Annotated in this window: 9 protein-coding genes and 1 pseudogene; 8 read left to right on the forward strand and 2 right to left on the reverse strand. The window is 75.0% G+C overall.

Annotated features, from left to right (window positions below; translation table 11 throughout):
- Both GTW08_RS01025 and GTW08_RS01030 read left to right on the forward strand, forming a co-directional pair.
- Nucleotides 1–572, forward strand: a 572-nt coding sequence (locus tag GTW08_RS01025; RefSeq protein WP_346009824.1) for a BRCT domain-containing protein, incomplete at its 5' end; no start/stop codon positions are given.
- A 239-nt stretch (nt 573–811) separates the two neighbouring features.
- Nucleotides 812–1,531, forward strand: a complete 720-nt coding sequence (locus GTW08_RS01030; RefSeq protein ID WP_062397181.1) for a 3-keto-5-aminohexanoate cleavage protein — start codon at nt 812–814, stop codon at nt 1,529–1,531.
- A 143-nt stretch (nt 1,532–1,674) separates the two neighbouring features.
- Here the strand turns inward: GTW08_RS01030 and GTW08_RS01035 are convergent, their stop codons facing one another.
- Nucleotides 1,675–2,331, reverse strand: a complete 657-nt coding sequence (locus tag GTW08_RS01035; RefSeq protein ID WP_073578441.1) for an amino acid-binding protein — start codon at nt 2,329–2,331, stop codon at nt 1,675–1,677.
- 338 nt (nt 2,332–2,669) lie between these two features.
- On the opposite strand from GTW08_RS01035, the gene gatC reads away from it, so the two are divergent.
- The 3 genes from gatC to gatB are packed head-to-tail and all read left to right on the forward strand — an operon-like array spanning nt 2,670 to nt 5,994.
- Complete coding sequence (gatC, locus tag GTW08_RS01040) at nt 2,670–2,996, forward strand: Asp-tRNA(Asn)/Glu-tRNA(Gln) amidotransferase subunit GatC (protein WP_020622204.1); 327 nt, start codon at nt 2,670–2,672, stop codon at nt 2,994–2,996.
- Nucleotides 2,993–4,492, forward strand: coding sequence for an Asp-tRNA(Asn)/Glu-tRNA(Gln) amidotransferase subunit GatA (gene gatA, locus GTW08_RS01045; protein ID WP_073578440.1), 1,500 nt, complete (start codon nt 2,993–2,995; stop codon nt 4,490–4,492). Before gatC ends, gatA begins: the two co-directional genes overlap by 4 nt.
- Nucleotides 4,489–5,994, forward strand: a complete 1,506-nt coding sequence (gene gatB / locus GTW08_RS01050) for an Asp-tRNA(Asn)/Glu-tRNA(Gln) amidotransferase subunit GatB (RefSeq protein WP_073578439.1) — start codon at nt 4,489–4,491, stop codon at nt 5,992–5,994. The genes gatA and gatB overlap by 4 nt, the downstream gene beginning before the upstream one ends.
- Before the next feature lie 257 nt (nt 5,995–6,251).
- Here the strand turns inward: gatB and GTW08_RS01055 are convergent, their stop codons facing one another.
- Nucleotides 6,252–7,349: a glucose dehydrogenase gene (locus GTW08_RS01055; protein ID WP_304580229.1), complete on the reverse strand. Its 1,098-nt coding sequence runs from the start codon at nt 7,347–7,349 to the stop codon at nt 6,252–6,254.
- 55 nt (nt 7,350–7,404) lie between these two features.
- Here GTW08_RS01055 and GTW08_RS01060 point away from each other — a divergent pair, with 55 nt between their 5' ends.
- The 3 genes and pseudogenes from GTW08_RS01060 to GTW08_RS01070 form a co-directional block, all read left to right on the forward strand.
- A complete protein-coding gene (locus tag GTW08_RS01060; protein WP_073578438.1) occupies nt 7,405–8,325 on the forward strand; it encodes a 2-hydroxyacid dehydrogenase in 921 nt (306 codons plus the stop codon).
- A 25-nt stretch (nt 8,326–8,350) separates the two neighbouring features.
- Entirely contained in the window at nt 8,351–8,953 is a 603-nt protein-coding gene (locus GTW08_RS01065; RefSeq protein ID WP_073578437.1) for a DoxX family membrane protein, read from the forward strand.
- Nucleotides 8,950–9,270, forward strand: a pseudogene (locus GTW08_RS01070) (hypothetical protein); the annotation flags it as partial. The gene GTW08_RS01065 and the pseudogene GTW08_RS01070, both read left to right, overlap by 4 nt.

Here is a 9,270-nt window from a genome sequence, read left to right on the forward strand (position 1 = left end):
CGGCGGACTCCCCGCAGGCCGTGGACGGCGCCGAGGGTGTGGACGGCGCGGAGAACGCCGACGAGAACGCCGACGAGGCGGACGCCGCGGACGCCGAGGCCGCGAAGCAGGAGCGGGCGGCCGCGCGCGCCCGGGCGAAGGCCGTGGCCGAGGCGCTCGCCCCGATCGCCGGGGTCGACGGCGTGGGCCCGACCATCGCGGCGGCGGTGCGGGACTGGTTCTCCGTCGACTGGCACCGCGAGGTGGTGCAGAAGTGGCGGGCGGCGGGCGTCGCGATGGAGGACGAGGTCGACGACTCGGTGCCCCACTTCCTAGAGGGCCTCTCGATCGTGATCACCGGCTCGATGGAGAACTGGTCCCGCGACGAGGCCAAGGAGGCGATCATGGCCCGCGGCGGGCGCGCGGCCGGGTCGGTGTCGAAGAAGACGGCGTTCGTCGTGGCGGGGGAGGCACCCGGCTCGAAGTACGAGAAGGCCGTCGAGCTCGGGGTGCCGGTGCTGGACGAGGCCGGGTTCTCGGTCCTGCTCGACCGCGGTCCCGACGCGGCCCGCGAGCAGGCCGCCGACGCCTGACCGCCGGCCCGGGCACCCGGCCGGCCCGTCCCGTCCGGCGACACGGCGTGCGCCACGCCGACGGTGAGCGACTGCTCACCGGGCGTGTTCGACGTCCGGCGCGGCCCGGTAGCCGGACGTCGACGTCCCCCGCCCGCGCCCGCGCCCGGCCGCGGGCCGCGGTCGATCACCGCCTACTCTCGGTCGCACGGCGGGGTCCTCCCGGCCGGAGGACGACCACTCGGATCGGGGAACACACGGTGTTGCAGGCGGCGCTCAACGGCTCACGACCGGCGGACGCGCACCCGGCGCTGCCGACCCTGGCCCGCCACCTCGCTCGCGACGCCCGGGCCGTCGCCCGGCTCGGCGTCACCTCGGTGCACGTGCACCCGCGCGACGACAGCGGTGCCGAGTCGATCGAACCCGCCGTGGTCGGCGACGTCGTGTCGCTGATCCGCCAGGAGGCCCCGGGCATCGAGATCGGCGTCCCGACCGGGCGCTGGATCCAGCCCGACCCGAAGGACCGTGTCGAGACCGTCCTGTCCTGGGGCCGGCTCGGCTCCGGCAAGCCCGACGTGTGCGGCGTCAACGTGCACGAGCTCGGCTGGACCGAGGTCTGCCACGCCGCGTGGTCGGTCGGCATCGCCGTCGAGCTCGGCGTCTGGACCAGCGGCGACGCCGTCACCCTCCGCCAGAACGGGCTGCCCCCGGGGACCCGGCGGGTGATCGCGGAGTCGACGGTGATCGACCCCGAGACCGCCGTCGCCGAGGGCATCCGGATCCTGCGCGCCCTCGGTCAGCCCCCCGTCCCCGTGCTGCTGCACGGCGAGGAGGAGGGCGCCTGGCCGGTGCTGGAGTACGCGACCCGGGTCAACATCGACACCCGGATCGGCTTCGAGGACGTCCTGGTGCGTCCCGACGGCTGGCTCGCGACCGGCAACGACGACCTCGTCCGCACCGCCCTGTCGATCCGGGTCTGACCCGCCGCGCCGTCGCCCCGGCCGCTCGTCCACTCCCGGCGCTGCTCCCAGGGGAACTCTCGTGGCTTAGAGCGCTACGAAAGTTCCCCTGGGAGCAGGCCCCCGGGCCCGGGGCCTGCGGAGGGGTGCGGTGGCGCGGCGGGTCAGGCCTTCAGGACCGTCGCGACGATCCCGGCCAGGTGCGCCAGCCGCGCCAGCTCCGACGGCCGGAACACCGGCCCACCCGGCCGCCCGACCACCAGCGTCTTCGGTGGTACCCCGGTCCCGAACGGCGCGGCGGCCAGTTCGGTGTCCATCGCCCGCCAGGGCTCGGGCACCCAGTGGCTCTCGTCGAGGGCGATCGCCCGGTCCAGCGGCAGCCAGGGCAGGTCCCCGGACCGGGTCTCGGGCGCCGCGGAGCTCTCCGCGATCCGGTAGGAGCGGCCGTGCTCGCTGACCGCGACGAGCGCCCACCCTGCGCGGAACAGTCTCGGTACCTCGGCGGCGAGCAGGTCGAGCCCGTGCGCGTGGTCGCCGGCGATCTCGTCGAGCAGCTCCAGCTCGCGGTGGGTGTCCAGCTGCCCGGTGTGCGGGCGCACCGACTCCACCGACACCCCGGGCACCGACTCGGCAGCGGTGATGAGCACGTCCGGCGGCCGGTTGGTCGGCAGCTCGACGGCGATGTCGTCGACCGCCTGGCCGTCGCCACGCTCCACGACGTCCACGCTCAGGATGTCCGCCCCGGCCCCGCCGAGTGCGGACGCGACGGCGCCGAGATTGCCGGGCTTGTCCGGGAGGACGACCCGGAGCAGGAACGACACGGAGTGGATCCTCTCCCTCGACAGCGGGCGCCTCGTCGGCACGCGCATGCACCGCACCGGAGCGGCGGGGAGCGGTTCCGGGCGGGAACGATGATCCTGCCACCCACGGGGCCCTCGGTCACCCGCCACCCGCAGCGGGGTGTGCGCGCCCGGTCACCGGGGGGCGATCGGCCGGTGGACCGGCGGGAATAGACTCGGTGGGTAGACCGGCGCGCGCGGGAGCGACCGGGTCGTGTCGGCAGCCGGACCGGCGGTCGCACCGTCGTCGCCGCTGCCACGGCACCGCCACGACCGTCCACCCGCCGTCGTCATCATCGGACACCATCTCGAGGAGGGGCATGACCGCCGATTCCGCGGAGCGGACGGGTGGGGTCATCACCCGGGACGAGGTCGCACACCTCGCCCGGCTGGCCCGCCTGGCCGTCACCGACTCCGAGCTGGACACCTTCGCGTCCCAGCTCGACGTCATCATCGGGTCGGTGGCCCGGGTCGGGGAGGTCGCCGCCGACGACATCCCGCCGACCTCGCACGCCGTCCCGCTGGAGAACGTCTTCCGCCCGGACGAGCGCCGCCCCGGCCTGAGCCAGGAGCAGGCGCTCGCCGGCGCCCCGGCCGCCGAGGACGGGCGCTTCCGCGTCCCGCGGATCCTGGGGGAGGAGCAGTGAGCGACCTGATCCGGCTGACCGCCGCCGAGCTCGCCGAGAAGATCCACTCCCGTGAGGTCTCCGCCGTGGAGGCCGCGCAGGCCCACCTCGACCGGATCGCCGCCGTCGACGGCGAGGTGCACGCGTTCCTGCACGTCGGAGCCGAGTCCGCGCTGGCCGGCGCCGCGCTGGTCGACGAGCGGATCGCCGCGGGCGAGGCGCCGGAGTCCCCGCTGGCCGGGGTGCCGCTGGCGCTGAAGGACGTGTTCACCACCTCCGACATGCCCACCACCTGCGGCTCGCGGATCCTCGAGGGCTGGCAGCCGCCCTACGACGCGACGGTCACCGCGCGCCTGCGCGCCGCCGGGATCACGATCCTGGGCAAGACCAACATGGACGAGTTCGCGATGGGCTCGTCCACCGAGCACTCCGCGTACGGCGTCACCCGCAACCCGTGGGACACCTCCCGGGTGCCGGGCGGCTCCGGCGGCGGCTCGGCGGCCGCGCTGGCCGCGTTCGAGGCGCCGCTGGCGATCGGTACCGACACCGGTGGCTCGATCCGTCAGCCCGCCGCGTTCACCGGCACCGTCGGCGTCAAGCCCACCTACGGCCAGGTCTCCCGCTACGGGCTGGTCGCCTGCGCGTCGTCGCTGGACCAGGGCGGGCCGTGCGCGCGTACCGTGCTGGACGCGGCGCTGCTGCACGAGGTCATCGGCGGCCACGACCCGCGCGACTCGACCTCGATCGACCGGCCGGTCCCGGCCGTGGTCGAGGCCGCGCGCCAGGGTGCGACCGGTGACCTGTCGGGGCTGAAGGTCGGCGTCGTGCGCGAGCTGGGGGGCGAGGGCTACCAGCCCGGCGTCCGGTCGGCGTTCGACGCGTCGCTGCGCAGCCTGGAGAAGTTGGGCGCCGAGATCGTCGAGGTCGGGTGCCCGCACTTCGAGTACGGCATGGCCGCGTACTACCTGATCCTGCCGAGCGAGGTGTCGTCGAACCTCGCACGGTTCGACGCCATGCGCTACGGCCTGCGCGCGGCCGAGGGCCGCTCCGCGGAGGAGGTCATGGCCAACACCCGCGAGCAGGGCTTCGGGCCCGAGGTCAAGCGGCGGATCATGCTCGGCACCTACGCGCTGTCCAGCGGCTACTACGACGCCTACTACGGGCAGGCGCAGAAGGTCCGCACGCTGATCAGCCGGGACTTCGACGCGGCGTTCGCCCAGGCCGACGTGCTCGTGTCGCCGACCGCGCCGACCGTGCCGTTCCCGATCGGGGACAAGGTCGACGACCCGCTGGCCATGTACCTGAACGACCTGGCCACCATCCCGACCAACCTGGCCGGTGTGGCGGGCATGTCGGTGCCCAACGGGATCTCCGAGGGGCTCCCGACCGGTCTGCAGATCATGGCGCCCGCGCTCGGCGAGGCCGTCATGTACCGCGTCGGGGCGGCGTTCGAGGCCGCCCGCGACGCCGACGAGGGCGGTCCGCTGATCGCGCGTGTTCCGGAGGTGACCCGGTGACCACCACCGAACCCGAGCTCGTGGAGTTCGACGACGTCGTCGCCCGCTTCGACCCGGTCCTGGGCATCGAGGTGCACGTCGAGCTGTCGACGAACACCAAGATGTTCTGCGGCTGCCCGACGGAGTTCGGCGCCGAGCCGAACACCCAGGTCTGCCCGGTCTGCCTGGGCCTGCCCGGCGCGCTGCCGGTGGTCAACCGGGCCGCGGTGGAGTCGGCGATCCGGATCGGCCTGGCGCTGAACTGCTCGATCGCGCCGTGGGGCCGGTTCGCCCGGAAGAACTACTTCTACCCGGACATGCCGAAGAACTTCCAGACCTCCCAGTACGACGAGCCGATCGCCGTCGACGGGTTCCTGGACCTGACCCTCGACGACGGCGAGGTCGTCCGGATCGGCATCGAGCGCGCGCACATGGAGGAGGACACCGGCAAGTCGCTGCACGTGGGCGGTGCCGACGGCCGCATCCACGGCGCGGACCACTCGCTGCTCGACTACAACCGCGCCGGCGTCCCGCTGATCGAGATCGTCACGAAGATGATCCCGGACACCGGCGCCCGCGCCCCGGAGGTGGCGCGTGCCTACGTCACCGCGCTGCGCGACCTGATCCAGTCCCTGGGCGTCTCCGACGTCCGGATGGACCAGGGCTCGATGCGTGCCGACGTGAACCTGTCGCTCTCGCCGAAGGGCGGCGCGCTGGGCACCCGCACCGAGACGAAGAACGTCAACTCGCTGCGGTCGGTCGAGCGCGCGGTCCGGCACGAGATGAGCCGCCAGGCCGGCGTGCTGGACGCGGGCGGCGAGATCGTGCAGGAGACCCGGCACTTCGACGAGTCCACCGGCCACACCCGCGCCGGGCGGCGCAAGGAGACCTCGGAGGACTACCGGTACTTCCCGGAGCCCGACCTGGTCCCGATCGCGCCCTCGGCCGAGTGGGTCGAGGAGCTGCGCGGCACCCTGCCCGAGCTGCCTTGGGAGCGCCGCAAGCGCATCCAGACCGAGTGGGGCATCTCCGACGAGGAGATCCGCGACCTGGTCAACGGCGGCGCGCTGGAGCTGGTCGAGGCCACCGTCGCGGCGGGTGCACCGTCGCAGGAGGCCCGCTCCTGGTGGGTGTCCTACCTCGCCCAGCAGGCCAACACCCGCTCCGTCGAGCTCGTCGACCTCGCGATCACGCCGGAGCAGGTCGCCCGGGTGGTCGAGCTGGTCGCCACGGGGGAGCTGACCAACAAGCTCGCCCGCCAGGTCGTCGACGGCGTGCTCGACGGCGAGGGCGGCCCGGACGAGGTCGTCGCGGCCCGCGGGCTGAAGGTCGTCTCCGACGAGGGTGCGCTGATCGCCGCCGTCGACGCGGCGCTGGCCGAGCAGCCCGACGTCGCGGAGAAGATCCGCGGCGGCAAGGTCCAGGCCGCCGGGGCGATCGTCGGTGCGGTCATGAAGGCGACGAAGGGCCAGGCCGACGCCAAGCGGGTCCGGGAGCTGATCGTCGAGCGGGTCGGGGCCTGACCTGACCGGGGCCCGCCGGGGCGCGAACCTGCCCCGGATCGGCGACGTCAACCAGGCGGTCGTGCTGGACGCGCTGCGGCGCGCCCGGCACGACCTGTCCCGGGCGGGGCTGTCCACGGCCACCGGGCTGTCCGCACAGTCGATCACCGACATCGTCTGCAGGCCGGTCGAACGCGGCCTGGTCCACGAGCGGGAACCGGTCGGGTCGCAGGGGCCGGCCGGCCGCGTCGTGGACGCAGGATCGGTACCGGGTGGTGTCAGATGGCGCTGGCGCCGCCGCCGGTCGGCGGCTGGATGCGTACGACCCGGTCGTCGGTGGCGCCGGGGGCGCCGCCGTCGCGGTTGACCGTCCCCAGCCACAGCAGGCCGTCCGGGGCGAGGGTGACCGGGCCGATCCGGCCGTAGGTGCCCTCCAGGACCGGCTTCGGGTCGCCGGTGAAGGTGCCCTCGGCGCCCGGGTTGAGCACGAACAGCGCTGTGCCGGTGCTCTGCGCGACGACGACCGCGCCCGGCAGCACCGTGCACCCGGCGACGCCCGGGCGGTCCGGCCAGGTCCAGGCGGGCGCGCCGAGCGTGCCCGGCGTGACGCGGTGCAGGACGTCGCGGCCCGGGGTGCGGTCGGTGACCCAGGTGGTCCGTGCCGCGGGGTCGACGCACACCCCGCCCGGCGCGGTGAGCCCGCGGGCCAGGACCGGCGAGGCACGGTCGGGGTTGCCCGGGGCCGGACGGCCCAGGGTGTCGATCCGCAGCACCGCCCCGGCGAGCGGTCCCGCCCCGGCGGGCGTGGCGACGAGCAGCGAGGAGCCGTCGGCGTCGACGGCCAGCGCCCCGCCCGGCGGCAACCCCTCCAGCACCGGCTTCGGCGCCTCACCGGGTGCGATCCGCCAGACCCGTCCCTCGGAGAGGGCGTAGAGCAGGCGGTCCTCGGCGTAGCCGGGGGACAGGACCAGCCCGGTCAGCCCGCCGGCCGGGTCGACCGGCACGGTCGCGACCGGCTGCGGGGTGGCGTTGCGACGGACCTCGAGCACCCGCCCGGTCCGCCGCTCGGCGACGAGTGCGCGGTCGCCCTGCGGGAGCACCGCCACCGCCCCGACCGGCCCCAGACATGACGCGACGACCTGCGGGTCCGGGTCGACGCACGGCTGCGGCGCCGGCGCGGACCCCTGCTGCTGCGGCGACGGCGCCCCGCTCGGCGGCGGTGTCCGCTCCTCCGGCGCCATCTGCGGCGGCCCGCCGAGCTCGCCCTCTCCCTCGGCCTGCGGGCGCCAGTCGCGGGAGCCCGCGTCGGGGAAGGTGGCGCAGCCGCCCAGCAGCACGACGAGCGTCGCGACGATCAGCAGCAGCCGGGCGGTCACGAGGAACCAGGCTAGGCCCCGCGAGGTGAGTGCCCGGTGAGTACGGTCGGGCGTCATGAGCAGCCCCGTGACCGTCCTGGTGCCGCACACCGTCGGCGCCGAGATCCTGTCCGGTGTGGACGGACTGGACCCGGTTGTCTACGACCCGGAGAAGCCGCTGCCCGACGAGGCCGCCCACGCCCGCGTGCTGGTCGCGCCGTTCCTGGCGGGCTCCGACGCCGTCGGGATCGTCGAGCGGGTCCCGAACCTGGAGCTGGTGCAGCTGCTCACCGCGGGCGCCGAGACGTGGATCGGGCGGCTGCCGGAGGGCGTCGGCCTCTCCGACGGACGCGGCGCGCACGGCGGCGCCACCGCCGAGTGGGTGGTGTCGGTGCTTCTGGCCGTCTACCGGCACCTGGACCGCTTCGTGCGTGCCCAGGACCGCGGCGAGTGGGACTACCACCAGACCGAGGAGCTGGCCGGCAAGAAGATCCTCATCGTCGGCGCGGGCGATGTCGGGCAGAGGACCCGGGCCCGTCTGGAGCCCTTCGAGGTGGAGACCACGCTGGTCGGGCGCACCGCCCGCGACGGCGTCCACGGCTGGGACGAGCTGCCCGCGCTGCTGCCGCACCACGACGCGACCGTGCTGATCGTCCCGCTCACCGACGAGACCCGCGGCATGGTCGACGCCGGCTTCCTGGCCGCCATGCCCGACGGATCGCTGCTCGTCAACGGCGCCCGCGGGCCGGTCGTGGACACCGACGCGCTGGTCGCGGAGCTGACCTCGGGACGGATCCGGGCCGCCGTCGACGTCACCGACCCCGAGCCGCTCCCCGCGGGCCACCCGCTGTGGTCGGCGCCCGGGCTGCTGCTCACCCCGCACGTCGGCGGCAGCGTGCCACTGGCGATGCGTCGGGCCTACGGCGTCGCGGCCGAGCAGCTCGCGGCGTTCGCCGCCGGTGACGCGCCGCCGAACCTCGTGACCGGCGCCTACTAGGCGCGCGCCGGTACTGTCGCCGACCATGAGCGGGCCCACGCAGCAGTACGACTGGGGCAACATCTCCGGCGACGAACCGGCGGAGAAGACCCGCCCGGAGCGCATGCCGGTCCCCGCCCACCTCTCCTCCGACATCGGGCTGCTCGTGCTGCGGCTGGTCGTCGGGGCGTCCTTCGCCGCGGCGGGGGCACGCACGCTGTTCGGCGTCGCGGGCGGGATCGGCCTCGACGCCAGCGCGACCGCGCTCGCCGACGCCGGGTTCACGTCCTTCGCCGGCCCGCTGGCCTGGGTGCTCGCGGTCGGCCAGCTGGTCCTCGGCGTGCTGCTCGTGCTGGGGCTGCTGACGCCCTTCGCCGCGGCGGGTCTGCTCGCGTCGAAGGCCGTGGCCGTGGTGGTGGCGCTGGTGCCGGCCCTGTCGGTGCCGCTGTTCGCCTCGGACGGCGTGAACTCCTTGGAGCTGGACCTGCTGCTCGGTGCCGGGGCCGCGGCGCTGGTGTTCGCCGGGGCCGGGCGGATCGCCCTCGACGCCGGGCGTACCTACCAGCGACGCCCGCTGCCGTGGTCGGTGCTGTCGCTGCTGGTCGCGGTCGCGGTGGCGCTGCTGGTCCTGTTCGTGCTGCGCCGGTGACCCCTGCCGACGACGTCTGGCTGCGCCCGCTCGCCCGGCGCCGCCGTCGCGACCTCGCGGTGCGGGCACGCACGCCGCTGACCGGCGGGTACGCCTCCGGCGGGGCCGAGCGGATCGACCTCGACGACGGCACCGCGGTCGTCCTGAAGCGGACCGGGGCGGTGGAGACGGCCGCGCTGCGTGCGGTCGCGGTGGTGAACGGGCCCGTCCGGCTGCCCCGGATGCTCGGCTCCGGCGACGGCTGGGTGCTGCTCGACCACGAGCCCGGCGCGCCGCTGCCGGTCGGGGCCCCGGTACCCGACGACGTGTGGCGCACC

Source organism: Pseudonocardia sp. SID8383, assembly GCF_009864975.1.
GTDB lineage: Bacteria > Actinomycetota > Actinomycetes > Mycobacteriales > Pseudonocardiaceae > Pseudonocardia > Pseudonocardia alni.